The sequence below is a fragment of the Microcoleus sp. CAWBG640 genome (genome assembly GCF_020883015.1).
GTDB lineage: Bacteria > Cyanobacteriota > Cyanobacteriia > Cyanobacteriales > Microcoleaceae > Microcoleus > Microcoleus anatoxicus.
This window is the reverse complement of the sequence record NZ_JAHRFC010000066.1, coordinates 1-26,393: the sequence shown is the minus strand read 5'-3', so window position 1 is coordinate 26,393 and position 26,393 is coordinate 1. Positions and strand designations below refer to the sequence as shown.

Annotated in this window: 17 protein-coding genes and 1 other RNA gene; 6 read left to right on the top strand and 12 right to left on the bottom strand. The window is 44.4% G+C overall.

The window, feature by feature from the left end; all coding sequences use genetic code 11:
- Window positions 1-3 precede the first annotated feature (3 nt).
- The 5 genes from AAFP11_RS23685 to AAFP11_RS23665 form a co-directional block, all read right to left on the bottom strand.
- Window positions 4-1,608: a DUF1565 domain-containing protein gene (locus AAFP11_RS23685; protein ID WP_341739235.1), complete on the bottom strand. Its 1,605-nt coding sequence runs from the start codon at window positions 1,606-1,608 to the stop codon at window positions 4-6.
- An 84-nt stretch (window positions 1,609-1,692) separates the two neighbouring features.
- Complete coding sequence (locus tag AAFP11_RS23680; protein ID WP_341739234.1) at window positions 1,693-2,289, bottom strand: Uma2 family endonuclease; 597 nt, start codon at window positions 2,287-2,289, stop codon at window positions 1,693-1,695.
- A gap of 514 nt (window positions 2,290-2,803) precedes the next feature.
- On the bottom strand, window positions 2,804-4,540 hold the full coding sequence (locus AAFP11_RS23675; protein ID WP_341739233.1) for a hypothetical protein: 1,737 nt from the start codon (window positions 4,538-4,540) through the stop codon (window positions 2,804-2,806).
- Between the two features lie 166 nt (window positions 4,541-4,706).
- Window positions 4,707-6,218 (bottom strand): cryptochrome/photolyase family protein, encoded by a 1,512-nt coding sequence (locus AAFP11_RS23670; protein ID WP_341739232.1) that lies wholly within the window; start codon window positions 6,216-6,218, stop codon window positions 4,707-4,709.
- Window positions 6,219-6,368: 150 nt separating this feature from the next.
- Window positions 6,369-7,022, bottom strand: coding sequence for a class I SAM-dependent methyltransferase (locus tag AAFP11_RS23665; protein ID WP_341739231.1), 654 nt, complete (start codon window positions 7,020-7,022; stop codon window positions 6,369-6,371).
- A gap of 833 nt (window positions 7,023-7,855) precedes the next feature.
- Between AAFP11_RS23665 and AAFP11_RS23660 the strand changes: the two genes are divergently transcribed.
- The gene (locus AAFP11_RS23660; RefSeq protein ID WP_341739230.1) at window positions 7,856-9,931 is read left to right on the top strand and encodes an ATP-binding protein; all 2,076 of its coding nucleotides are present in this window, start codon (window positions 7,856-7,858) and stop codon (window positions 9,929-9,931) included.
- 9 nt (window positions 9,932-9,940) lie between these two features.
- Here the strand turns inward: AAFP11_RS23660 and AAFP11_RS23655 are convergent, their stop codons facing one another.
- The 6 genes from AAFP11_RS23655 to groL form a co-directional block, all read right to left on the bottom strand.
- Window positions 9,941-11,173, bottom strand: a complete 1,233-nt coding sequence (locus AAFP11_RS23655) for a Gfo/Idh/MocA family oxidoreductase (RefSeq protein WP_341739229.1) — start codon at window positions 11,171-11,173, stop codon at window positions 9,941-9,943.
- Window positions 11,174-11,406: 233 nt separating this feature from the next.
- Window positions 11,407-12,132 (bottom strand): ribonuclease III, encoded by a 726-nt coding sequence (gene rnc, locus AAFP11_RS23650; protein WP_341739228.1) that lies wholly within the window; start codon window positions 12,130-12,132, stop codon window positions 11,407-11,409.
- Between the two features lie 150 nt (window positions 12,133-12,282).
- Window positions 12,283-12,718, bottom strand: an RNA gene (rnpB, locus tag AAFP11_RS23645) — RNase P RNA component class A.
- 38 nt (window positions 12,719-12,756) lie between these two features.
- Window positions 12,757-13,938: a magnesium/cobalt transporter CorA gene (gene corA / locus AAFP11_RS23640; RefSeq protein WP_341739227.1), complete on the bottom strand. Its 1,182-nt coding sequence runs from the start codon at window positions 13,936-13,938 to the stop codon at window positions 12,757-12,759.
- A 349-nt stretch (window positions 13,939-14,287) separates the two neighbouring features.
- On the bottom strand, window positions 14,288-18,529 hold the full coding sequence (locus AAFP11_RS23635; RefSeq protein ID WP_341739226.1) for a PAS domain S-box protein: 4,242 nt from the start codon (window positions 18,527-18,529) through the stop codon (window positions 14,288-14,290).
- Between the two features lie 476 nt (window positions 18,530-19,005).
- Window positions 19,006-20,706 carry a chaperonin GroEL gene (gene groL, locus AAFP11_RS23630; RefSeq protein ID WP_341739225.1) on the bottom strand — a complete coding sequence of 567 codons (1,701 nt, stop codon included), beginning with the start codon at window positions 20,704-20,706 and terminating at the stop codon, window positions 19,006-19,008.
- A 480-nt stretch (window positions 20,707-21,186) separates the two neighbouring features.
- Here groL and AAFP11_RS23625 point away from each other — a divergent pair, with 480 nt between their 5' ends.
- The 5 genes from AAFP11_RS23625 (at window position 21,187) to AAFP11_RS23605 (ending at window position 24,441) form a co-directional block, all read left to right on the top strand.
- Complete coding sequence (locus tag AAFP11_RS23625) at window positions 21,187-22,935, top strand: ABC transporter ATP-binding protein (RefSeq protein WP_341739224.1); 1,749 nt, start codon at window positions 21,187-21,189, stop codon at window positions 22,933-22,935.
- Between the two features lie 153 nt (window positions 22,936-23,088).
- Complete coding sequence (locus AAFP11_RS23620; protein ID WP_341739223.1) at window positions 23,089-23,499, top strand: MAPEG family protein; 411 nt, start codon at window positions 23,089-23,091, stop codon at window positions 23,497-23,499.
- Between the two features lie 85 nt (window positions 23,500-23,584).
- Window positions 23,585-23,767 carry a hypothetical protein gene (locus AAFP11_RS23615; RefSeq protein WP_341739222.1) on the top strand — a complete coding sequence of 61 codons (183 nt, stop codon included), beginning with the start codon at window positions 23,585-23,587 and terminating at the stop codon, window positions 23,765-23,767.
- Window positions 23,736-24,062 carry a hypothetical protein gene (locus AAFP11_RS23610; RefSeq protein WP_341739221.1) on the top strand — a complete coding sequence of 109 codons (327 nt, stop codon included), beginning with the start codon at window positions 23,736-23,738 and terminating at the stop codon, window positions 24,060-24,062. The genes AAFP11_RS23615 and AAFP11_RS23610 overlap by 32 nt, the downstream gene beginning before the upstream one ends.
- A gap of 205 nt (window positions 24,063-24,267) precedes the next feature.
- Window positions 24,268-24,441 carry a hypothetical protein gene (locus tag AAFP11_RS23605; protein WP_341739220.1) on the top strand — a complete coding sequence of 58 codons (174 nt, stop codon included), beginning with the start codon at window positions 24,268-24,270 and terminating at the stop codon, window positions 24,439-24,441.
- 345 nt (window positions 24,442-24,786) lie between these two features.
- Here AAFP11_RS23605 and murD read toward each other — a convergent pair whose 3' ends face one another.
- Entirely contained in the window at window positions 24,787-26,133 is a 1,347-nt protein-coding gene (murD, locus tag AAFP11_RS23600) for a UDP-N-acetylmuramoyl-L-alanine--D-glutamate ligase (RefSeq protein WP_341739219.1), read from the bottom strand.
- Between the last annotated feature and the right edge of the window lie 260 nt (window positions 26,134-26,393).

The window sequence follows — 26,393 nt, the reverse complement described above, 5'->3', positions numbered from 1 at the left end:
CTCCTAGACGATGTAAGGAGAATTAATAGGCTGGGCGCGATTGGTGGCGACTAGAGTTTGGTAGATGAGAGCGGATATTTCACCACGGGTGATGTCGCGGGCTGGGGAAAAGCGATCGCGCGCTGGATAATTCACCACCATTTTACGCTCTGTGGCCGTTGCTACCTGAGCGGTGGCAAAACTGGGAATCAAAGCGCGATCGCTGTAAACACTCAAAGAATTGGGGTTTCCGCCCACAAGCTGCAAACCATTGACCAAAGAAACAACAGCCTGAGCCCTAGTCAAATTCTGATTTGGGCGAAACGTAGTGTCAGGATATCCAGCCAAAAAGCCAGCCCGATTAGCTTTTTCGATCGCCGTTTGTGCCCAAAAATCCGCCGCCACATCCTTAAAATTGGTTGCATCCCGGCGAGGAGCAAGTTCAAAAGCCTTCGCCAGCAAAGCAGCGTACTGAGCCCTTGTCAAACCTTGATCCGGCTTAAAAGTGCCGTTAGGAAAACCACGGATAATATTCATGTTTGTCAAACGTTCAATAAAATCCTTAGCCCAGTGAGTGCTGATGTCGCTAAACTGAATGCCGCCAGGAGTTGGAGTTGGGGTTGGAGTTGGGGTTGGGGCTGGAGTTGGAGTTGGAGTTGGAGTTGGGGCTGGAGTTGGGGCTGGAGTTGGAGTTGGAGTTGGAGTTGGAGTTGGAGTTGGGGTTGGAATTGGGGTTGGGGCGGGAGTTGGGGTTGGGGTTGGTGTCACCGAGCCCAATTCAACTAAACCTTTCACTAGAGAAGAATTAATCTGATTTCCGACGGCGAAAATTTTGACCCCAGTGGCGTTTTGCAAGTCAAATTCACCGTTATTGACAAACACATTACCACCCAAATCTTGAGCAGTACCAACATCAGGCATCGCTTTCCCCACTACTGTCAAGCCGTCTTCCACATTTCTTTCAATGCGATTCTTGCGTATAGTTGGTTGTGAATCGCCTGCGAGGACAATCCCAGAGCGATTTTGTACAATTTGGTTTTCCACAATCAAAGGAGCGGACTGAGCTTGTAGAGAAATACCAAAACCTGTATTTTGAAAAGTATTGCGCCGGAGTACACCTTTAGCGCTACCAGCCATAATCACGCCAGCGGCAGAGTTTTCCAAAAAGATGTTATCGAGAATAGCCGGATTAGCAGTGCCGGTGGCAAATATTCCTTCCCGCTTGGATTTAGTCAAAGTGCAGTTAGCCACAGTGGGAGAAGTTGATTCAATCCAAACTGCGGTGCCGCGAATGTCAGGATTGATGACAGTTACTCCGCGCAATTCGGCATCGGTTCCTAGGAGTATAGTGACATTTTGACCAGCGGCGCTGGGACTGACAAATTTGCCGCTTCCTTGGATGATAATGCTGCTACCTTTGTTGGATTCACTACCGATTATTTTGATTCCAGAGGGAATGTCTAGGGGGAATTGTTCGCCACTGGCTGCGCTGTAAGTTCCGCTGGCTAGCTGAACGATCGCTCCGTAGGGGGCGATACCGATCGCGCGGGCTATAGTTTTCAATGGGGCTGATTGGCTACCGGCGGCTGCATCGGAACCTGTGGCGGAGTTGACGTATAGTGTTGCCATGTTTTTGCTAAAGAGATAAGGTGCGATCGAGCTTTTGTATAATTTTCATTTTCTACCAACTTGACCCCGGATCTATAAGCTATTTCATTCGCCGACAGTCGAAATTCCCTGCCCAAAAACCTTCACCGCTTCAGCCAAATCAGTTTCGCCCATCAAAATTGAGCGCCTTAGTAAGTCAATATCCAGCCTTTCCAATCCTGACAGTTGACTCTGAATGACTTCTTCATACCCATCTTCCCGGAGATGATATAGCCGCAAGGTGCCATCCTCCCAAAACCAGATTTCTGGCACACCCAAAGCCCGATATTTTGGCAACTTTGTCAGTCCACCGCTAGTATAAACCACCTCGATCGACAAATCGGGAATCAACTTAGGTTTCCCGAAACAAAATGATTTGTCTGCTTGGGTTGAAACTTCTCCCGTTTTCTCCTGCGTCATTGAACCAGAAGGATAAAACCTAATGCCTTGCGTCAGCAGAAAAGTTGTTACCAGATAACCAATGATTTCCGAAAAATGTTCGTGTTGGAATCCCGGCATTATAATTTCGATTGCACCTGCAAAAAAAGACAACTTTACCCCAGGGGAATCTTCCGAACCCTTCTGGATTAACTTGAATTGTTCCCAGGTGCCGTTGAGCACGACTCGCCCATCGAGAATTTCGCGATCGAGAACTTGTGTCATTGAACCGCACCATTATCTCTTATGGGAATTATAGCGTATTGTGCGATCGGCCCTAACAGTCAGCGCTGGTCGTGGTGCGATTCCAAAATGCAGTGCTTAAAATTAAAAAAGTCGATGGTTAAATCGATAATCTTTCTTGTTGGTTTCGCAGTCTAGATCCCCCCTAACCCCCCTTAATAAGGGGGGAACCGGAATCTTCTCTTTTCTGGTTCCCATGCTCTGCCTGGGAACCAATATTTCTTGTTGGTTTCGCAGTCTAGATCCCCCCTAACCCCCCTTAATAAGGGGGGAACCGGAATCTTCTCTTTTCTGGTTCCCATGCTCTGCCTGGGAACCAATATCCAGAGGCTCTGCCTCATCTTAACTCCCACCCAATTTCGCAATTTCTGGTTCCCATGCTCTGCCTGGGAACCAATATCCAGAGGCTCTGCCTCATCTTAACTCCCACCCAATTTCGCAATTTCTGGTTCCCACACTCTGCCTGGGAACCAATATCCAGAGGCTCTGCCTCACCTTAACTCCCAGCCAATTTCGCAATGCAAGATGTTTCCAATACCACTAAAACATCGTTCTGAAAAACAGCACAACTTGTCATTGCTTCAGCTAACACAGGAATTTTCCCTTGTTTGAGAGCAAGCATCGCCTTTGGTGTAGAATCAAAGTCTTCGATCCAACCGTAATCCTTTACATACTCAAGAGTCAAGGCCTGGCGTTCGAGCATCCAGAAATCTATTCCATATTGATTAATAAACTTTTGCACCACAGAGCGATCGGGACTATATTGAGCGCGAATTAAATCGTTAACTCGCTGTCTAAATCTGGTATAATAGCCTTTTTGATAAGGCACTGCATATTCTTTTCCTACCAAAACCGAGCGCTGACTAAAAGTTGGCAGGTTGTCCACCTCTGGCGCTAGGGAAGCAATCAAAATATCTGGCGGTTGCTGCTGAAAAAACTGGTACAATTCGGGCATTTTACCCTCTACATACCCAACGCTAGGAAATTTCTCCACTAAGCAGGGATAAAGCACAACTACCACAGCAATTATCGCTGTTGTTATGATTGCCACTAGATTTTTGATGCTAATTTTGGTTTCGGTTGTCTTAGCCCAATTTCCCACTCCATCTAGGAGCAAAGTTAGGGCGATCGCACTTAAGAACACTACAATAAATCGCAAGCTATAAGCAGTATAGCGTCCAGGCTGATATAATTTAAAAATGGTAGCATGAGCTGCAAGAAACATGAATAAAGATGCTAAAAATAGTTGCAGCAACAGCCAGATATTACTTTGAATCTGTTTGGCTACAGGAAAGTGCGATCGCCATACCAATAGCACCGGAAATAACCATGCAGCACAGTGAGTAACGGGGGTAAACAGGGACTTGGGAAACATCCCACTACCCCGGCCAGTCAGCCAATAATCTAGGGGATTTGGACGAAAAAAAGCATTTCGGCCTTGGGGCGCAAATTCGGGCATTGTTTTAGCTTCTGCTGCTGTATAAGCGGGGCCAAATTCCGATTTATCTAGGGCATAGGGTAGCATTACTAAAAACACAACTCCTAAAACTGTAGTGCAAAATAGGTAATTTGTGCGATCGCGCGACAAGCGCAAACTACCTTTTTCCCAATCCAGCAACCGCAAAACTAAGATACCCGCAGCTACCAATGCGTAAGGAGGGTAAAATAGTCCGATTAAGGCGATCGCCCCTAAACAGGGCAGCAGGGAACGTCGCAGTAAATAATATAAAAAAGCGAGAAATATCGGATAGATAAAGGCTCTGGGCGTTGTGGAAGCCAAATCGTCTGTCATCCACATATGTTGGTTTAGCAGCAAAGAGGCAATAAATCCAGTCATGGGCACTGGCAGTATTTCTAGAGCAATGCTAAAACAGTAATAAGTGGAGATTAAGCTGAGGAAAAGCGGCAATATTTTGTGAAATAATAGGGGAGAGATGCTAATTGTGGCTGCTATTTTGTAGAGTGTGCTGTAGCCTGTGGGGCTGATGGATTGAAAGTAGTTAGCAATGAAGTCGTTGGGAAACAAATCGCGATCGACAAATCGCATCATCCAGAAAACGTGTTGTCTGGCATCGTCTTGCACGATATACTCGCCACCGAAGGCTTGTCTTAGTCCTAACCAACCATAGATTGCCGCAAATGTCAAGCTTAAAGCTAACCAAAAGATGGTGCGCGATCGAGATTTATCATCATTTGTGGCAGTCAGAAATTTGTGCAAGGGGGCGATGAACATGGGGGAAAAATAATATCAATTTCGTTCACACTCCCCGGCGTAAACGCGCGGGGATTCTTTATTCTACGAGCCAACTTGCTTTGACAGGATTTCTCCAACCAAAGTAGAGGTAAACAACCGCCCAGAATTCGATGTCTAAGGGCAGGGCGACACCAACAACCAATAACTAATGACTACTGACTAAATGCCATTCATGGGCTTTTTGGGTAATAGTTGCCAGCTCTGCGGAGGACATTTTGTCCAGATTGGCTAAAATAAAGCTCATGCGCCCGATCGACTGCAATTTTTCCCGGTGGCGCGCCAGGAAGTCCCAGTAAAAAAAATTGAAGGGACAGGCATTTTCGCCCGATCGCACCGTGCGATCGTACTTACAACCCCGACAATAATCGCTCATCTTATTGATATAGTTCGCAGACGCAGCATAGGGTTTAGACGCCAACACACCGCCATCCGCAAACAAACTCATACCCAACACATTTGTCTGCATTACCCAGTCGTAGGCATCAATAAATGCACTGTGGAACCAGTTTTCCAGCTCCTGTGGCGAGATGCCGGCAATTAGACCAAAATTGCCCAAAATCATTAATCGCTGGATGTGATGCGCGTAACCAGTGCTTTCGACTTGACTTAAAACTTGATGCAAACAGTTCATATCAGTTTTGCTAGCATCCCAAAAAAACTCCGGCAGCGGCTGAGTGTGGTTGAACCAATTCTTCTGAAAATAATCAGCATCCACATAAAAATAAACACCCCGAATGTATTCTCGCCAGCCCAGAATTTGGCGGATAAAACCCTCAACGCCGTTTAAATTTAAGTCATTGTCTAAGTAGGCTGTTTCCGCCGCTTGAATAACTTCTAAAGGATGCAGTAAGCCAATATTCAAATAAGGAGAAATAAGCGAATGCCACATGGTTTCCTCCCCCGTTACCATCGCATCTTGATAAGGGCCAAAGGTGGGGAGACTTTGGGTGATAAAATTATTTAACACTTGCAAAGCTTGCTCTCGCGTCACGCCCCAGCGAAAAGGTTCCACATCTCCGTAAGTTGGGAAAGATAGAGCCTTAACATCGGCGATCGCTTCTTGAGTTATTTCATCCGGCTCAAACCAAATAGCTGGCGGTGTATTCAGTTTACCTTTTGGTGGCTGGCGATTTTCTTTGTCAAAATTCCACTTACCCCCTACTGGTTTATTTCCATCCATTAAAACTTGGAAACGCTGGCGGCTAACTCGATAAAAATCTTCCATTAACAGGCGTTTCCGGCTGGATGCCCAATCTTTAAATTCTGCTTCACTCCACAAAAATTGGTTGTTAGCAATTAAAGTAATTTGGCAGGGAAGTTGCAAGTTTTGGATTTTTTGTAAAAAAGGTCGATCGCTCGGTGTCATCACCCGCAATTCAGTGATATTATCAGTTTCAATCCAAACTTTCAGAGGAGTTTCAAAATCCGCCGCTTTGGCATAAGCAACTTGATAGCCACTGTTACGTAATTCTGCGGCAAAATGTCGCATTGCCGACCAAATTAAAACTAACTTCTGTCGATGATAGGAACGTTCAAGAACCTGTTGCCAAGATTCAATTAAGATAATTTTGGGAAATTCTTTCAGATTAAGTGTGCTGGCGAGAGCAGCTTGATTGTGCCAAAGTTGATCGCCTAATATCCAGATGCCAACTGTCATTTTTTTTGATGATTGATTTTATTAGTTTGTTTTACCAGGCTTGTTTAGAATTTTAAACGGTTTTAACATCCCAATTGATTTTGCATTTTTTAGCGGGTATTTTATTGGTTGACTTTTTCCAATTTGGTGGTAGTTTTAGCATCTATCGAATTACTTCGTCTTAATTGTGGATTTGCTGGAGCATAACATTGATTTCCAAAGATAGGGAAACCTCCCAGCAAATCTAAACTCAATATCCGTGTATTGTTCAATCTCTAATACCTTTGACAGGGTTTTGACCGAAAAAAACTTGACATGACCATTATCCCAAAGTACAGTAAAATGATTGTCCATTTTACCAGTAATTGCTAATATCAAATTTTTTAAATAACCATGATAGGGAGTGGAAATAATTAGCGTACCTCCGGGTTTAAGACATTTTCGGGCAGCTTTTGCCAGTTCTTTTGGATAAAGTAAATGTTCGATTACTTCAATGGCGAGGACAACATCAAAGGAATGCGGTATATCGACTTCGGGGAGAGCGTAAATATCTGCTTGGATAAACTGACACTCCGGGAAACTTTCACGAGCAATTGCTATGCCTGGTGCAGAATTATCAACGCCAACAACTTCATAGCCTTGCTCTGCGATGACGTGACTCAAGCTACCATTGCCGCAGCCGAGATCTAAAACTCGGAGTTTTTTCTGGCTGGTAGCTTGCAGTTTTACCAGCATTTCCAAAAGGGGGGATAGCAAATAAGCGTGATGATATCTGGGACGATTATTTGTATAATAATAGGTATAGTCACTAGAGTTTTTTTTCATCGATTAAGTAAGCTAGGAAGATGATTGTCGATCGCTCTAATCCTCAGCAAGTGTATGGGCTGTTTGAGCTGATGTTCATTCCCTGGGGGTTGTGAAAGTCGATCGACCATTCCATCATCTCATTATTTGACCTCGCTGAAGATAAAACAATCAGGGCGATCGCCCTCTGCGGGCACATTAATACGATCGGGTTATGGCTATGGGGAAGTTGGTAATTTTCAAAATCGGGGAAGGCATTTTTGAACAAGGGTTTCCCTGGAGATTGTATCTTGGAAAAGAAGGCGATCGCACCGACACCAGCCTCTGCGATCGATTCATTATACGATAACTGGCAATCAGACTAGGACCTAAAGGTGTCTGGCAAAATGAATCGAGAATCAAAAAAAGTCACCATCAGTTCCGATAGGGAGCCAATGTTTAGAGGAGTTTTACCCAATCAATCTAACGGATAAAGTGCTATTAAAAATTGGCTCAAAAAGATATAATTGATGGGATTTATCTGAGGTAATTGTTACAATTATTAAAGCGCTCTACTTTCCTGTGCTCTTTAAAGAAAAAACCCACCTGACCCATCCTACCATTCGAGCTTACAGATTCCCGTTGCCTCCACGACTGAGTGAAGTAGTGAGAATAGCTCTGCCTCTACCTTTAGGAGAGCTCCCAGATCGATCGCCTGACCCAATCAATGACCGTGGCTCCTATAATTATGCTTAACTATTCTTGTGAAGCTGTGTTGTCTCTTCAGCAAAGTACCCTTGACAGATCCGCCAGTCGGTCTGCTTTGTTGCACTATGGTCGTTGTTAGGTGTCGCACCTTAATTTAGAAATGTCCTATGGTTAAGTTAGGTCAATCCTCCTTTCGCCGTATTTTACTGTCGCGGATTTTGTTGCTCAGCGTACCCGTTCTACTGGTGGGGGAGTATGTTACCTATCGCAAAGCACGATCGACGCTTCTGGAAACAGCACGTCAAAATCTGACCGAAAGTGCCGTCAGAAAAGCAGAAACTATTGAACAGTGGGCCAAATCACTCAGATCGAATCTGATCGGAGCTTCGGAAAGCTCCATACTACAGTCTGTAGAACCCAAAGATTATCAAAAGTTTATCGCGCAGCTAGGGCAACGGTTGCCCACTCAGGTAGATTGCGTGCAATTGACTAATTTGCAGACAAATCAAGTCACCGCCAGCACCTGTGGCCCTCTTCCCATTCTGTCAAAGTCGCCACCTGCTAATTTTTGGCCGCAGCAACAGCAGCAACAGGCTCTACTAGACGACAAGAGCGTCTACATCACTCTGTCTTGGCCAGATATGCAGCAGGGGAAAACTAAAGACAAAAATCCCCTTTCCTCTACAGCTAAGTTTTCCGATTCCAGCAAGGAGGGCCAAGAGGGGAAGGAAAGTCAGGTGAGTTTGGTGTTGAGTGCCCCCGTTTACACTCGTCGTGGCAATAGTCGCCAATTGAGTTATGCTCTGAGTTTGCAGTCCTCCTTGCCAGTCCAAACCAGTGCTCCCAAGGGCTCTCTGGCTGGCTATACGGTGGCGATCGACCAAGATGGAACCATTTTGGCTCACCCCAATATTGACCGCGTAGGACGCAATATCGACCAGGAAGCTGATGCCGATCGCCTCAAGAGTCTCCTCAAAAGGGCGATCGCCGGAGGACAAGCTTTTTTACACCTATTTTCCTTTGAAAAAAATGGCGTAGAATTGCTCGCCGGCTACGCTGCTATCCCCAGCCCTTTAACTAAAAAAGAAAACAGCAAATGGATTATTTTAGCTGTCTCCCGTTTAGATTACGCCTTGTCGGGTTTGGAAGAAATTCAGCAGGTTTTATTTATTCTGATTGTCGGCTTAATTGGCGCTAGCATCATCGCCACTTTATATTTGTCTCGCGACTTAGCTCGTCCTTTGGAAAAACTCAGAGACTACGCCCTAAAAGTAGACACAGAAGCGCCACAAGCAGTCCCACAAAATCTCAAAATTCGCGAATTCAATCAATTAGCAGATGCCCTCAACAGTATGGTGGGTCGCCTCAAATCCTGGGCCGACGAATTGGAAGTTGCCACCAAGGAAGCAAAAGTTGCCAATCAGTTAAAAGATGAGTTTTTGCGAAATATTTCTCACGAATTGAGAACCCCGCTCAATGGGATTATTGGTTTTCTGCAAATTGTACGAGACGGCTACTGCGATGACCGAGAGGAGGAAATGGATTTTTTGCAGCGAGCTCACGACTCGGCTATGCAGTTACTAAATATCATTAATGATATTTTGGATATTGCTAAAATCGAAGCCGGTTCATTCTCGCTAATGTTTGAAGTAATCGAGCTGAATGAAGTCCTCGAAGATGCTATAGAGTTACAGGCTATTCCGATTAAGGAAAAAGGTTTGAAGTTACATTTGCCACTTGCTCGCCCTCCTATTACTGTTTATGCCGACCCGGAAAAACTCAAGCAGGTGTTTTTAAATGTGTTGAGTAATGCTGTGAAATTTACAGAATTAGGCAGCATTACTATATCCATAAACCTTGAATCTAACAAAATCAAAACTCCCGATCAACTCAACGGGAATCTCGGAGAAAATATCCCAAGCATGAGCGAAGATCGTGAATCGGTGGTAGTGACTATTAAAGATACGGGAATTGGTATCGAGCCTGAACAACAGCAAAAATTATTTCAGCCTTTTGTCATGGTTGATGGCTCTACTACTCGCCGATTTGGTGGTAACGGCTTGGGCTTGGCTATCTCTCGCAAAATCATGGAATCTATGAGAGGGAGTATTACAATCCACAGTGCGGGTATCAATCAAGGTGCGACTGTAGTAATTTCTTTGCCTGTTATTCAGCCATCAAATTCTGCTGTTGACAACCCGGATTTGCTAAAAGAAAATGCCATGTTTAAAGGCTTTGATTGATGAGCGAAACTAGGGGCTAATAGTTAATGGTTGTCCGTCGAGTTCTAAGGATTGGCTCAAAGCGCTAAGAATGCGGATTAATTGGACGGACTGGGAGCCAGAAGATGTTGGGCAGGGAGTATTTGTTTGGACGCAATGCAGGAAGCGATCGCACACTTGACGCAGGGGTTCCACTGGTTCTAAAGTCAATATTTCCCGATTTTTAATGATAGTTTGCTCCCCTGCACGAACCCTTCCCAAACTATTTTCTTCACCCCCAGCATCTGAATTGCCTCGGTGTAAAATTAGGGGTGTTTCTGGCGACATTTCATCAAAAATCAAAGTTCCTAAACTGCCAACAACTGTTAAGCGCCGCTGTTTGTCGGGATTTAGCCAGCACAGGTGAATGAATGCTTGAAATCCGTCTGGGTAGGTGAGAGTTACCCAAACTAAATCTGCTAGTCCTTCTAAAGAATTTTGGGGGAAAATTGTAGGAGAAACTGGATTTTGTATTTCCTTCTGACTCCCCCCCTTGGGGGGGGCCAGGGGGGGGTTGCCTTCTGACTCTTCGGGGTGGCCAGGGGGGGGTGGGGGCAGTTGCCCCCCTTGGGAAGGGGGGGTTTGCCTTCTAAATTCCCCCCTTGGGGAGGGCGAGGGGGGGGTTGCCTTCTGAAATACACTACCCATCGCCCTTACTTGAATTGGGGTTTGTGCCAGCCAGGTATTGAAAATAGCAATGTCATGAACCGCTAAATCCCAAAGGGCATCAACATCGTGCCGCACGGGTTCGAGATGGGTGCGCTGGGCGTAACCGTAGCGCAAATTTCCCAGTTGATGTTGTTGAATAATCGCTTGGCCTCTATCGACTCCTGGATGAAATAGATAAGTGTGATCCACGAAGAGTTGGCGCTGCTGTTTTTCGGCTAATTGGCAGAGTTCTAGGGCTTCATCGCTATTGAGGGCGAGGGGTTTTTCTACCAAGACGTGGTAGCCACTGTTGAGTGCTGCTGCGGTGAGGGTATAGTGGGTAGAGGCGGGAGTGGCGATCGCCACTGCTTCTAGCCCTGGCAATTCCTGCACTTGAGCCCAATCACCAGCTAAAATTACATTTTCATTAAGATTAAACAGTTTTTTGACTGCTGCCAATGAATCTGGATTTTGGTCTACAATCGCTAAAACTTCGCTGTTTGGATGTTCTAAAAAGTTGCGAATTAGATTGACTCCCCAGCGGCCGGCACCCAATACAGCTATTCCGATTTTCATTTGTGGAAGAAGGAAGAAGGAAGATGTAATAAGTAGAAGGAAGATGTAATACTAGCAATAGTTTCAGTAGCTAAAGATATCCTAATCGCCAAGGCGATTGCTATATTACAATTTTACAAATTCCTGATTAATCATACCCTATTTTGTGATTAGTTAATCGTTATTTGTGATTAGTAGCCCCAAGCAAATAACCAATAATCAACCGTCAACCGTCAACCGTCAACCGTCAACTGTCAACTGTCAACTGTCAACTGACTAACTAATTTATTAAAAGCAGCCTGAGCCGCAGCTTGTTCTGCCGCTTTGATCGATCGACCTTTCCCCTCGGCTAGTAACTCTTCCTGAAGTCGAACTTCTGCCGTAAAACGATCCTCACCACCCTGGACTGTACCAGTTTCTTTGACAGTATATTTTGGCAAAATTTTGTATTTACCTTGAGTCAATTCCTGGAGAGCAGCTTTGTAGTTTTGGCGGGCTGGATCGCTGCGAATTTCCGTTGCTAGCCGTTGAAAGTGAAGGTCTAACCAAGGGCGAATTAATTCTAAGGTATGGGTACTCAAATAAAGGGCAGCCAGTAAGGCTTCTAGGGCATCTGCCAGTCGGCTTTCCGCCCCTGTTTTGTCGCTGGCGGCACTGCTGGCCACAATCAAATAGCGATCGAATCCGTAACTTTCAGCAATTTTTGACAAAATGCGATCGCTCACCAGGATCGATCGAATCGCCGCAAATTCCCCGACTGCACAATCAGGATAAATATCGAACAACAATTCCGATGCCGCCAGCCGCACCACAGCATCACCGACAAATTCTAACTGTTCGTAATTTGCTTTAGCTGATGCACTCGAATGAGTCAAAGCTAAATCTACTAGATGCCATTTAATTGAATTTTTCTGGGATATCCCTAATTTTCCTACTAATTTTTCAAGTTCTTTTTGACGAGATGGATAAACAATATTCATCTTAAATTTGTTATTGGTTATTGGTTATTTGTTATTTGTTATTGGTTATTGGTTATTGGTTATTTGTTATTTGTTATTTGTTATTTGTTATTTGTTGTTTCATGTCCGTTACGTCCGTTACCGCACTTCCTGTTACTGGGGATTTTGGGGGGGAAAAAGTCGGACATAAGCCGGGTTCTGTTCTCTCAACTGCAAGCAATTTTCGAGGGCAGTTATCTATCTGGGACGCCTGTTACCAGACGCCTCAAGCGGTACCCAAAAACGGAACTGGTAAAAAACCAACCATAGTTCCTCCGACCTTGCTCCCAACCGGGGTTTACCGAGCCAGCACCTCTCGATGCTGCTGGTGCGCTCTTACCGCACCTTTGCACCCTTACCAAATTAGTTGTTGCTTCCCAGTCTCAAGTCCTCAGTTACTTACTAACGACCCATCACTGCTGACTAATCACTAATTGGCGGTATCTTTCTGTGGCACTCTCCTCACGATCGCTCGCACTGGGCGTTACCCAGCAAGTTTGGTCTTTCGGGAGCCCGGACTTTCCTCAGACTAACTTTCATTAATCCGCAACCGCCTGCGCCTACTTTTTCCCCAAATTTATTGTACGCGATCGTTCGTCAATCAATTTAGGATTTTAGATTTCCATCATCTTTAATACTGGAAAAATTTTCAAACCAGCCGCGCCGCCAAAAAAAGTAAACTAAAGAAGAGGCGATCGTCACCATCAGCGCCCAACAAAGGGGATAACCAAAATACCAGTTCAGCTCTGGCATATTCAAGGGCGATTTCTCAGTATTAAAATTCATGCCGTACACTCCTACGACAAAGGTTAGGGGAATAAAAATGCTAGAAATCACTGTCAGTAGTTTCATGATTTCATTCATTTTGTTGCCAACTGAGGACAGATAAACATCCATTAAACCCGAAGCCAATTCTCGATAAGTTTCCACCATATCCATCACCTGCACTGTGTGGTCATAACAGTCTCGCAGATAAATTCGCACCTCTGGACTAATCAAATCACTACTATCTCGAATTAGCGCATTAATTGCATCCCGCTGTGGCCAAATGGCGCGACGAAGAGTCAGCAATTCTCGGCGGATTTTATAGATTTTTTCCAGGGTTTTACGGGTGGGCTTGACTACCACTTCGTCCTCTAATTCTTCAATCAGCTCTCCATAAACTTCTAATACTGGGAAGAATCCATCGATAATCGAATCTAAGAGAGTATAGGCCAGATAGTCTGCTCCGTGCTTGCGAATACTTCCTTGTCCTTTGCGGATGCGATCGCGCACCGGGTCAAAACAATCATAGTCCGGTTCTTCCTGAACAGTTAGCAAGTAATGTTTACCCAAAATTAAACTCACTTGTTCTTTATGAAAATTAAATGAATTAGGCTTAATCATTACCATCCATGCAATAATTAAAAGATGGTCTTCATAGTCTACTACCTTCGGTCGCTGGGGAACATTAACTACATCTTCTTGGGTCATCAGATGCAAATTAAATATTTGACCCATTTGTCGCCAAGTTTCTTTATTTCCCAATCCCAACATATCAACCCAAGACACAGAGTCTGTATCTAAATACGCAGCAGCTTCTTGAGGATTTACCAATTTCGAGCGAGTAGCTGTTGCCTCGGAATAGTCAATTAATACAATATCGGGAGGTGGTGCGCCCGGTTCTAAGTCCAGAGTTCCCGGCGGAGCCCCCGGATCGTCATAAAAATAATCAACGTAGGAATCATCCTCATCATCTTTAATTTGTTTGCCAACACCACTAGATGTATTTATGCCTTTGTATACCATGTTGATATTTCCGAGTTTTAGTTACTATCTTTATTTGATATGATATCATGCCCTAATAACCACTAACCAATAACTAATAACTAATAACGAATAACCAACAACCAACAACCAATAACCCTTCGACTACGCGAGCGGGCACCGTAAATAACCAATAACGAATAACCAATAATATCAAATCCGGTAGCATCGGAATTATTCAGAACTCTATTCTCTCCCTCTGTGTCCTCTGTGTTCTCTGCGGTTAAATCATTCCGATGTAACCGGAAACAATATAACGAATAACGAATAACGAATAACGAATAACCAATAACCAATAACCAATAACTAATAACTAATAACCAATAACTAATTATCTTTGTCGAATAGGAATTTCGATCGCCAATTCAGTCCCTCCTCCCGGTGCAGAAATGCAGCGCAGGGAGCCACAGTGTCTTTCTACTACAATTTGATAACTGATCGAAAGTCCCAAACCAGTACCTTTTCCCACAGGTTTAGTAGTGAAAAATGGATCGAATATCCGAGATTTAACAGATTCTTCCATTCCTGGACCATTATCCGAAATTGCGATCGCCACCCGATTGCTTTCCACAACCTCCGTGCGAATCCGAATGCAAGGTGATGGGTTGGAAGTTATAGGTACTGGTACACCAGGAACATCTTGCCTTTGCGTTTGGGAACCACTAGCCACTTTCAACTTCCTATGTCTGACATCTGCTAAAGCATCGATCGCATTACTTAAAACATTCATAAACACTTGATTTAGCTGTCCAGCATAGCACTGTACCAGTGGCAGTTCGCCATATTCTTTAACTATTTCAATTGGGCGAGATCTACCATTTTCTTTGAGTTTATGTTGTAAGATTAACAAAGCACTATCAATGCCTTCATGAAGATCCACAGGTTTAATATCTGATTCTTCTAGACGCGAAAAAGTTCGCAAAGATAAGACTATTTTCCCGATGCGATCGGCTCCTATTTGAATTGAATTAAGCAGATGTGGAAAATCTTCTTTCATAAATTCTACTTCTATTTCTTCCGCAAAATCAGCGATTATAGAAACTGGTTGTGGGTAATGTTCTTGGTACAAACAACAGAGTTTCAACAGATTATTGGCATATTCACGAGCGTAGGTGACATTACCGTAAATAAAACTTACAGGGTTATTAATTTCGTGAGCAATTCCGGCAACTAACTGTCCCAAGCCAGACATTTTTTCCGCTTGAATTAGTTGAGATTGAGTTTTTCCTAGTTGATTTAAAGCTTGCTTGAGTTCGTAATTTTTATCTCTCAATTTAGATTCAGCTTGTTTTCGGAGGGTGATGTTGCGAGAAATAATAATCAGTTGATTGACCTTAAAAGGCATAAATCTTGCTTCATAAATTTGTGGTTCTTCCGTTGTATCTAAGGAATATTCTAAGGTGACAGATGTCTTATTTTCTAATGTTTTAATAATAGATTGTTCAAATTGGGTTGCTACATTTATCGGCAAAACATCTAACATTTTTTTGCCCACAAAATCTTCGACAGGAATGTAAAGATCCGATGAATTGCCTGAGAGATAATCCAAGATAACCCCATCAGCATTGAGTCGGAAGTACAAATCTGGTAGAGCGCGAAAAACAGCTTCTAACTCAGAAGTTTTTTGTTGCAGGGCTTCTTGAGCATAGTAGCGATCGCTAATATCAAAAATTACCCCATCCAAACAATAAACGCTTCCATCTTCATCAAATACAGGAGAACCTTTATCCCACACCCATTTAATCGTGCCGTCTGCCGCCAGCAGGCGATATTCCAAGCTGTAAGACTGTTTATTTTCTATTGCCCTCCGAATCGTGGCTTCAACTTGCTCCAAATCTTCCGAATAAATAACGCTGGCAAAAGTCCGAGAAACTCTGTCGGAAAGCAATCTAAAATCCGCAGCCGGATAACCAGTGAGCGAGTAAACTGCATCGCTAATAAAACTGACAGAAAAATCGCACCACCACCGATAAACTACTCCGGGAATATTAGCTACCAATGACCTGAATCTGGCTTCGCTTCTACGCAACGCGGCTTCAGATTTATGGCGTTCAGTAATATCATGAGCGAAAGAAAGCACTGCAAATATATTGCCTTCCTGGTCTCGGAGAGGTACTTTTTGGGTATCAAAAATATGTATCGAGCCATCAGCAAATGTGGCTGGTTCGCAGGGATTATGAATAATTTCACCAGCCAATACCGCCAAGTCGTCTGTGCGTATATTTTGAAGAGTTTCACCACCATTGTCAATTATTATATCTTCTTCAATAAGCAGTTCTAAATCCGATTGACCGATAATTTCATCGACTGTTTTACCAATACCTTTAGCGAAGCTATTATTTGCTAAAATACATCGAAAATTTAGATCTTTGGCAAAAATCCAATCACTGCTTTTGTCAAGGACAGTTCGCAACAGTTGTTCGGAACGTTCCGTTTGTTCCAAGGCTAGCTTTAGTTCTAATTCTAGGGTTTTGCGATCGGTAATGTTTTCAAAGGCTACGCCGACGCAGTTGTTGGGTAAGGGAAAAGCTTTTATAGAAAAAGCGCGGGTTACTCGATCGCTTTCATCGCACTCAATATCTTCAATTTCTAAGGCTTTTTGGCTACGAATTACCGATGCAAATGCTTGGGGAATATTTTTCGCTCGCGACTTGGGAAAAATCTCGTCGATTGTCATTCCCAGAACATCTGCCATTTCTAATCCTGTAAACTTGGTAGCAGCGGGATTGGAGGCGATCGCCCTTAAGGTGCTGTCATCATCAATATTTTCTAGATGGTAGACGTACAAACCTATTTGCATATTTTCAACAATTTGGTCATAAAGACGAACACTTTCATCTACCTGTCGGCGTTCCGTAATATCTTCAGTAATGCCCAAAACGTATTGAGGATTGCCTTTCGAGTCAAGAATGGGCACTTTCCTAGTGTGCAGTATTCTCATACCTTTGTGGCGAGTTTGAAAGGGTTCTTCGACTATTTCGGTGACGCGGGAGTGGTTGTGATAGCTAGTCAAAATTTCCCGATCTTGAGCTGTGGAAACATCAGCTTGTTCTTTCGGATAAATATCATAGTCATTTTTGCCGATCGCCTCGGCGGAAGTAACACCTGCGATCGTCTCTCCCGCTTTATTCCACAGCACAAATCTCAGGGAGGAAGCATCTTTAGCAAACACGCCCACTGGCAGATTTTCTACCACTGAAGTGAGGAATGTTCTAGCAGATTTTAATTCAGCTTCTGCACGCTTGCGCTCGATGCCTAAAGCAATGACATCAGCCACCGATGCTATAGTTTCCAGAAAAGCTTCTGTCATTGGTTGAGCGCTCACAATTCCCATGACTCCCACTAAGCGTTCTTCGACAATCAATGGATAGCCAGAAAAAGATATAATAGATTTTTGGGAACTGTAATTAAGTCGCACTTGTGAATTATTAACAGTAGCTAATTCCGCACCCTCTCCAATTATTACTTCCCCTAATTGTTGGGGATTAATCTTAAAATTATTCGGCTCAAATTGGCAGTCAATTTGAGGTTTTTGGCTGTGGGCAATCAGATTGATTTTACCTTCAACAAAGCGTGCCATATTGTCTTGGTCGCTAGAAATTCCGGCTGATGCCTGCATTTCCAGGACATTTTCTTGAGAGTTGAAAGTCCAAATTTCAGCAGAGACGACATCCAAATTTTGAACCATTGCCTCACAGCAGGGCATCAGGATATCTTGAGGGTATTTAGTGAGAGCAATCCCCACATCAGCTACCATTGCTGTCAGTCTAGTAGCTTGGGATTGTGCGGCTTCTAATAATTTGCGTTCGGTGATATCTTCCACCAAAGAAAGTACGGTAAAATTATCCCCGCTACGAATAATAGAGTTGAACCAGTGACACCAAATAACTTTGCCACTTTTAGTATAATTGCGGTTAATTGAAGTATTGGCTTTACCGGTTGCTAGTTCGAGTTGGAGTGCACTTACAACCTCGATATCTTGCTCGCAAACCAAAGCCAAGTCGCCGAATTCCCTACCCATCATCTCCTCAGATGTCCAGCCAAAGATGTCTTCAGCCCGTTTGGACCACTGAACTATCCGAAAATTTTCATCCCACCCTACCATTGCCAGGGGACTATTAGCAGCGTTTAACCAAAGTAAATGATTCGAGTGGCGCAACTGTTGACTTTTCTGCTGCTGCCAGCGATAGTGCCTAGTGATATCTCGACCCACACCGAAAACCCGCATTTGATTGCTAGAAGCATCCACCACTGGCGTGTAAGTCGTCTCATAAATTTTAATCCCGCCGTCTCTCTCCGTTACCTCGTGAATTGCCAGCTTTTTTTCCCCTGCGAGCAATACTTGTTTGAGGCAGGAATCAATTTGGGAGATAATGTTTTTCAGAGCAGCACTATTGGGATATAATTTCAATAAATCTTGATTGGTTTTGTTGACTATTTCAGCAGGTTCCAATCCCATCCAAGCAGCAGCAATAGGATTAACAGATAGGTACTTTTGCTGTCCATCGCACTCTAGGAAAGCATCAACAGAGTTAGATAAAAAAGACTGAAACCAGTTGATAACTTCCTGCATGGGTATTTTTTGATAGCTTGCAAGTTAAGCTTTATATTTTTGGTCAGATCTCCTACACCAACCTGACTACAGCTAGTTGTGCTGCCCAACGACTGCGTAGCCGAAGTGTGTTGTGGGGATTCCGACAAAGAAATCTGAAATCAGTTTAACTCACTCAAATATTTTTGAACACTGTACTGCTGCGGTGTATGGTGCTATTTTTAGCCCAACAATCAATGATACAAAAAATTTTAGGACATTTTATTTATTTGAATATAACTTAATACTAAAGCAGATTCTAAGTTTTTACACAAGATGTATGCGATACAAAATGGAGAGGCAGAGGTCGGAAAGCCTGTTCTTGGTATCGATCGCAGATTCTTATTTCACAGTTGTGGACGCAACAACCCGGTTTCTGGAGGTAATATCCTGATTGGATATTGATGGCGCGCCAGAAACCGGGTTTGTTAGGTGGATAGTGCGTCCCTGGTGATGAACTACATCATGCCCATGCCGCCCATGCCACCCATGCCGCCCATGCCACCCATGCCGCCCATGCCGCCCATGCCGCCCATGCCGCCCATGCCGCCCATGTCGCCCATGTCACCACCAGCTTTTTTCTTCTCTGGTTTTTCGACAATCACGGCTTCAGTGGTTAACACCATACCAGCAATGGAACCAGCATTCTGTAGAGCCGATCGCACTACCTTAGCAGGATCAATAATCCCGGCCGCAATCATATCTTCGTAGACATCAGTGAGAGCATTGTAGCCAACGTTAAACTCGCTAACGCGCACACGCTCGATCACGATCGAACCTTCAACGCCTGCATTATCCGCGATTTGACGCAAAGGTGCTTCCAAAGCCTTCGCAACCAAGTCAGCGCCAAGCTGTTCTTCGGCATCTAAAGTATTTCTGATCGCGTCTATCTTGGTGATCAAGTGAATTAGAGTCGTGCCACCTCCGGCAACGATACCTTCTGCCACAGCAGCTTTAGTGGCGTTCAGAGCGTCATCAATCCGCAGTTTACGATCTTTGAGCTCGGTTTCGGTGGCTGCACCGACTTTAATCACAGCGATACCGCCTGCGAGTTTGGCGATGCGTTCGGTTAGTTTTTCCGTGTCGTAGTCGGAATCTGTCGCTTCTAGCTGTTGGCGGATTTGTACAATCCGTTTTTGGACATCAGCTTTATGTTCATCGCCCGCCACGATAATTGTGTTTTCTTTGTCGATCGTAATTTTGCGGGCGGTACCGAGCATTTCCAAAGTGGCGGTATCAATGCTGAGTCCGACTTCTTCGGAAATCAGTTGGCCACCGGTGAGAACGGCGATATCTTGAAGCATCGCCTTGCGACGTTCGCCAAATCCGGGAGATTTGGTAGCTGCGATATTCAATACGCCACGGGCTTTGTTGACTACCAGAGTTGCCAAAGCTTCGCCTTCAATATCTTCGGCGATAATTACCAGCGGTTGACCAGCGCGAGCGATTTTTTCGAGAATGGGGACAAGTTCTTGAATCGAACTAATTTTTTTGTCGGCGATTAGGATGCGAGCGTTTTCGTACTCAACTTCCATGCGATCGGTGTTGGTGACAAAATAGGGAGACAGATAACCGCGATCGTACTGCATCCCTTCGACAACTTCTAATTCTGTCAACAGAGATTTCGACTCTTCAACAGTAATTACGCCATCCTTGGTGACTTTTTCCATGGCTTGGAAAATCATTTTGCCAACTTCTTCGTCATTACCGGCGGAGACAGTAGCAACCTGAGCAATGGCATCACCTTCGACAGGTTTAGCCAATTTGGCGATTTCTAGTACCAAGTGGGCGATCGTTTTTTCAATTCCCCGGCGCAGGGCGACTGGATTTGCGCCCGCGGCGACATTCTTCAAGCCTTCACGAATCAGGGATTGAGCCAGAACGGTTGCCGTTGTGGTGCCATCGCCTGCGATATCTTTAGTTTTGGAAGCTACTTCTTGAATTAAGCGAGCGCCAGCATTTTCCAAGGGGTCTTCCAGTTCGATATCTCTAGCAACCGTGATACCATCGTTAACGATTTGGGGAGCTCCGAACTTCTTTTCCAATAAGACGTTCCGACCTTTGGGCCCCAAGGTAATGCGGACAGCATCAGCCAGTTGATTGACACCGCGTTCTAGTGCCCGCCGAGATTTGTCGCTAAATGCAACTATTTTGGTCATGTTTTGTCTCCATTTGCTTACATAGCAAATTTAGCACTCTCTGAGGCTGAGTGCTAAATCGATCGATTTTAGATTTGGGTTGGGCCCCAAGGGTGCGGGGGGTGGATGGGGCGGATTGGGAATTTGGGCGATCGTTGCCAGTAGCTAAGGACACTCCAAGAGCCCATAGGTGTCAACTTAACGTTAAACCCAGTCAGAGAATTCTGTTTGACTATTAGACTTAGATCCCCCCTAGCCCCCCTTAAGAAGGGGGGGACAGGAATCTTCTCAAAGTCCCCCTTCTTAAGGGGGATTTAGGGGGATCTAGACTCAGGTAAAAACGAGATTTATCAAGGCTTTCAACCTTAAGTTGACACCTATGGGCAGTGCCGTCTCCTCAGAGATATCGTGTATCCACAGATATAATGTGGTTTGTGACATTTATTCATCAGACTTTCATCCGTTACATCCGTTACAAAATCCGTTGCCGAACTTCTTCCTATGGCCCGTTATTCTCGACTGCAAAAACTGGGTGCTTATATGCGCCCCCACTGGAAAGCGACATTTTGGGGCGTTTTTTCCCTGCTAATTGTCAATGCTGTGGGCGTTTACATTCCCCTGCTGATTCGGAATGCAGTTGACACTCTGCAAGTTGCGATCGAATTTGACCAAGTTTTAAACTACGTGTTGCTGATTCTGGTACTCGCCTCAATCATGTGGGTGATTCGGATGGCATCGCGGATTTTTCTGTTTGGCGTGGGGCGTCAAGTCGAATTTGACCTCAAACAGCAAATATTTAATCATTTATTAACTTTAGAACCATCTTATTTTGCGGCCAATACAGTCGGAGATTTAATTAACCGCGCTACTTCCGATTTGGATAATATTCGCCGCTTGGTGGGGTTTGCGGTGCTGAGTTTGGCGAATACAGCCTTTGCTTACGCTTTAACTTTGCCCGTGATGCTGGGAATTAACGTGCGGCTGACTCTGTTGGCGATCGCAGTTTATCCTTTAATGCTAGTTTTGGTACAATTATTTAGCGACAAACTGCGCATCCAGCAACTAGCTGTCCAGGAAGAACTGTCGGCGATGAGCGATTTGATTCAAGAAGATATGAGCGGAATTTCCGTAATTAAAATCTACGCTCAAGAAGAGAACGAACGCCGCGCTTTTGGTGATTGTAATGAAAAATTGCTCTCAGCAAATTTAGAATTAGCAAAAACCCGCAATTTTATTTTCCCCTTACTAGGCGGCTTGGCAAGTGTGAGTTTGTTAGTTTTGCTCGCTGCGGGTGGAGGTTCCATTGCTAAGGGTGAAATTAGCGTGGGAGATTTTGTCGCTTTACTGATTTATGTCGAGCGTTTGGTGTTTCCGACAGCACTTTTGGGCTTCACCATTACTGCTTATCAGCGGGGAGAAGTGAGTGTCGATCGCATCGAATCAATCCTTACCGTAGAACCAAAAATTTACGATCGGACTGATGTAATTGAACTGCCAACTCCAGTTAAAGGCGAGATAGTAGCCCGCCACCTAAATTATCAATACCCAGGTGCTAATATCCCCGCCCTGAAAAACCTTAACTTTACCATTCAACCGGGAGAAACTGTAGCTATTGTTGGGGCGATCGGCTCTGGGAAATCGACTTTGGCTAATGCACTCCCCAGACTGCTAGATATTGCTCCAGGTGAATTATTTGTAGACGGATTAGATATTACTCAGGTAAAATTAACCGAATTGCGCGGGGCGATCGCCTACGTACCCCAAGAAAGCTTTCTCTTCGGTACTACCATCAAGAATAACATCCGCTACGGCAATCCCTTAGCAGAACAGCCAGAAATTGAACACGCAGCCCAACAAGCACAAATTCACCCAGAAATCCTCAACTTTCCCCAGCAGTACAAAACAATTGTCGGCGAGCGCGGCATTACATTATCCGGCGGACAAAGACAACGCACAGCCCTAGCTCGCGCCCTATTAGTTGACGCTCCCGTACTTATTTTAGATGACGCTCTCTCCAGCGTTGACAATCAGACTGCTACCGACATTTTGAAGAATTTGGCAACGGGAACCGATCGCAAAACAGTCATCTTTATCTCCCATCAAATGTCAGCGGCTGCTAGTGCCGATCGCATTTTTGTCATGGAAAAAGGAGAAATTGTCCAAGTAGGAACTCACAAAGAATTAGTAGGGCAGCAAGGGCTATATCAATATTTGTGGAACCAGCAACAATTAGAGGAGTTATTGCATTGATGGGGCATGGGGATTCCCTGTTCCCTGTTCCCTGTTCCCTGTTCCCCCTTCCCCTTTCCCTTTCCTCTTTCCCCCCTTGGGGGGGGGCAGGGGGGGGGTGGCTTCTGCTGTTTGCCTTATAATTAAGATATCTACTCAAATCATACCTGAATCATGATCGCAGAAACAAACGCCATACTTTGGCCAAGCCTAGTTACCGCCTCAGCACTATTACTCTATTTTATTGTCACGATTAACGTCGGTAGAGCTAGATTCAAATACAAAGTTTCTCCTCCCCAAGTGACAGGAAATCCAGACTTTGAGAGAGTATTGCGAGTTCAGCAAAACACCTTAGAGCAAATGATATTATTTTTGCCATCCCTGTGGCTCTGCGCGCAATTTATCAGCCCCATTTTTGCCGCTGCTATCGGTGCAGTTTGGATAATTGGACGCATTTTATTTGCTTGGGGTTACTATCAAGCTGCCGAAAAAAGAGCCGTGGGTTTTGGAATTAGTACCTTAGCTACTGTAGCTTTACTTGGCGGTTCCTTCACTGGCATCATCATGTCGATCCTGAAGCTTTAACCATAGCTTAATCTCGTTTCTACTCGTTCCCTAGCTCAGCCTGGAATTTTCCTGTTACCCAAGCGCCTAAATTTTTGGAGTAAATATGTCAGAAACCAATAAGCCTGTATTTCAAATTAGCCCCCAACTTTTTCAACAACTTGTTGAATGGCAAGAAAAAATTGCCGAAGAAGATGAATTAGCCCTGAACTTAGAAGCAGAAAAATCCACTGAGGTGAAACATCCGAGGGAAAGTCATGAAGAACATTCTCAAACAGATAATTCCTAGCTTGTGGCTGGTGGCATCTTTTGGATTTCCGGTTGCTGTGTCAGCCCAAGTGTTGACACCCAGCCAACTTCAGCAAATCAATAGCGGTTTGTTTCGTTCTAATTCTCAAGATTTTTTTATCCGGGGAAATCGTCAACTCGAACAGGAAATTAAAGTTTTATCGAAGCAGGGTTTAAATTCGGAGGTGAAAATTTTGGAGATTGAGAAAAAAAAGCGCTCTGAGAGTTGTAACCCAGAGTTTCAAATATCATCGCGCAATTTTGACACAATAAATAAGTGCCGCACCGATTCCTAGTCTCAATACAAACGTAAAAGATGTTTGCAGGGGGAGCATTCCGATTTTGCATAGGCGAAGCATAACCGTAGACAATTTATTAGCTCGCGCCAGATATTTACAGCGGTCATGCTTCGTCCCTAGGAATATATTTGCAAAACACAGATGCACTCTTTGCAGGTACTATTAAAATGAATGGGAGGCAACTATTCAAGATTTAGTGTTAATGGATCGACAAGTAATGACCAAGTTGAAACAAGCCATGTTGGAAGCGGCAACTGCTGCTGAATTGGCCGCTATCATTATTGATTTCACTCATGAGGAAATGATGGTAGTTTTTCATGCACTAGAATGGGAACAGCAGCATAGGATTAAAGCTATTTGGCTGGGTGTGGGTTAATATCAAATCCGGTAGCATCTGAATGATTCAGATCTCTATTCTCTCCCTCTGTGTCCTCTGTGTTCTCTGCGGTTAAATCATTCCGATGCAGCCGGAAACGATATAACATACAGCGGTTCCCGCTCTTTCGAGGTACAGTAGCAGCAATTAAATTTCCCAATTTTTTAAAGGTTGGCGATCGATTAGGTGTACCGCATAACAGCGGGAAGTGCTGTATATAGCAGTCGCAAAGGCGCTTTGGTTATTGCTACCTGAGCGGAGTCGCAGGGAGCAATAACCACAATACCTTAACAGCCTTTGCAGTTGCTATATAATCAGGACGAAAGTCCTGACTGCGAAGCCAATCTAAGCTAGGGTATCGAGGCATAATTGCCGGAAATGGTCTCCCCGTTCCTCAAAGTTTTGGTATTGATCGAAGCTAGCGCAAGCTGGGGAAAGCAGCACTACTTTTACATTATTTTGTTTGCCTAATTCTGCTGCTCTCTTAATTGCTCTTTCCATTGTTTCTACGATTTCCCAAGCGTTGTAATTTGCTTGTTCGAGCCGATCGCTAAAAATACCCGCAGCATCTCCAATTAACAACACCCCAACAGCTTTTGCTTTGATTGTATCAATCCAGGCGCTATCTTCGCCTTCTTTTGGGTCGCCACCGGCAATTAAAATTGCTGGGGCGCTTACTGAGGCTAATCCCACTTGGGCGGCGTCATAATTGGTGGCTTTGCTGTCGTTGATGAAATCTATGCCTTGCCAGGTGCAGATATGTTCGAGACGGTGGGGTACTCCTGGGAATTTAGCAATGGCTTGGGCGATCGCACTTTTATCGATTCCCGCTAAATTAGCCGCTGCTACCGCCATCAACAAGTTTTGCAAATTGTGTTCTCCCACCATTTTCAAAGTATCAGCAGGCAGAATTTGCTGGTTTTGAGCGATTACCCAACCGTCTTTAATGTAAGCCCCAAAATCTTTATTTCCTAACAGTTGTGTTTCACCTTTGACGCTTGTCCAACACGCATCGGGCCAGTTGTCAAGTCCTTGTTGCCGCAAATACGGATCGTCCCCGTTCAACACTTGGAATTGGGATTTTTTCAGCAATTTGGCTTTAATGTTGTAGTAATTTTCTAAAGTTTTGTGGCGGCTGAGATGATCCGGTGTGAAAGTCGTCCAAATGCCAATTCGCGGCGCTAGAGATGAGGAAGATTCTATTTGATAGCTGCTGATTTCAGCGATGACCCAATCCGGCTGTTTTTCGGCTAAGGCTAATTCGCAGGCGGCATACCCTATGTTGCCACAAGCGGGTGCATAGAGTCCAGCTTCGGCAAAAATTGCTGCGATTAAAGCTGTAGTTGTAGTTTTCCCGTTAGTGCCGGTAATTCCTACCCACGGTGATTTGAGATAGCGCCACGCTAGTTCCATTTCTCCGATGGTTTCAATCCCTAATTTTCGGGCTTGGATTAATGCTGGAATGTCCCAGGGAACTCCGGGACTTACTACTATTAGTTGTATAGATTCGTCGGGTTGAAAGGATTTACCTAACTCTACTTTAATGCCTTCGGTAGCGAGTTCTTGTTGCTGTGTGAGTAAGTTTGGGGAAGATGAGCGATCGCTCAATGTTACTTCCCATCCTTCCCGTTTTAGCAGTCTGGTGGCTGCTATTCCTGATTTTCCTAGTCCAATGATATGAGCGATCGGCATAATTGGTGTGAGGGAGCGAATTTTGCTGGTTTTGTCTTTTTGTATGGGTTACGGTTTTTTGGGATTTTTTTACCGCAGAGGGCGCAGAGGGCGCAGAGGGGGAGATGAGATAATTTAATTTTTCCTATTTTGTGGGTTTTGTCTTTTTGTATGGGTTACTGTTTTTTGGGATTTTTTTACCGCAGAGGGCGCAGAGGGCGCAGAGGGGGAGATGAGATAATTTAATTTTTCCTATTTTGCTGGTTTTGTCTTTTTGTATG

Coding starts and splice junctions, on each gene's coding strand:
- rnc (WP_341739228.1), bottom strand. CDS start 12,132: ATGAATATTGTTTATCCATCTCGTCAAAAAGAACTTGAAAAATTAGTA.
- AAFP11_RS23615 (WP_341739222.1), top strand. CDS start 23,585: ATGTCAGAAACCAATAAGCCTGTATTTCAAATTAGCCCCCAACTTTTT.
- AAFP11_RS23660 (WP_341739230.1), top strand. CDS start 7,856: ATGGTTAAGTTAGGTCAATCCTCCTTTCGCCGTATTTTACTGTCGCGG.
- murD (WP_341739219.1), bottom strand. CDS start 26,133: ATGCCGATCGCTCATATCATTGGACTAGGAAAATCAGGAATAGCAGCC.
- AAFP11_RS23670 (WP_341739232.1), bottom strand. CDS start 6,218: ATGACAGTTGGCATCTGGATATTAGGCGATCAACTTTGGCACAATCAA.
- AAFP11_RS23635 (WP_341739226.1), bottom strand. CDS start 18,529: ATGCAGGAAGTTATCAACTGGTTTCAGTCTTTTTTATCTAACTCTGTT.
- AAFP11_RS23605 (WP_341739220.1), top strand. CDS start 24,268: ATGGATCGACAAGTAATGACCAAGTTGAAACAAGCCATGTTGGAAGCG.
- AAFP11_RS23680 (WP_341739234.1), bottom strand. CDS start 2,289: ATGACACAAGTTCTCGATCGCGAAATTCTCGATGGGCGAGTCGTGCTC.
- corA (WP_341739227.1), bottom strand. CDS start 13,938: ATGGTATACAAAGGCATAAATACATCTAGTGGTGTTGGCAAACAAATT.
- groL (WP_341739225.1), bottom strand. CDS start 20,706: ATGACCAAAATAGTTGCATTTAGCGACAAATCTCGGCGGGCACTAGAA.
- AAFP11_RS23655 (WP_341739229.1), bottom strand. CDS start 11,173: ATGAAAATCGGAATAGCTGTATTGGGTGCCGGCCGCTGGGGAGTCAAT.
- AAFP11_RS23625 (WP_341739224.1), top strand. CDS start 21,187: ATGGCCCGTTATTCTCGACTGCAAAAACTGGGTGCTTATATGCGCCCC.
- AAFP11_RS23685 (WP_341739235.1), bottom strand. CDS start 1,608: ATGGCAACACTATACGTCAACTCCGCCACAGGTTCCGATGCAGCCGCC.
- AAFP11_RS23665 (WP_341739231.1), bottom strand. CDS start 7,022: ATGAAAAAAAACTCTAGTGACTATACCTATTATTATACAAATAATCGT.
- AAFP11_RS23620 (WP_341739223.1), top strand. CDS start 23,089: ATGATCGCAGAAACAAACGCCATACTTTGGCCAAGCCTAGTTACCGCC.
- AAFP11_RS23610 (WP_341739221.1), top strand. CDS start 23,736: ATGAAGAACATTCTCAAACAGATAATTCCTAGCTTGTGGCTGGTGGCA.
- AAFP11_RS23675 (WP_341739233.1), bottom strand. CDS start 4,540: ATGTTCATCGCCCCCTTGCACAAATTTCTGACTGCCACAAATGATGAT.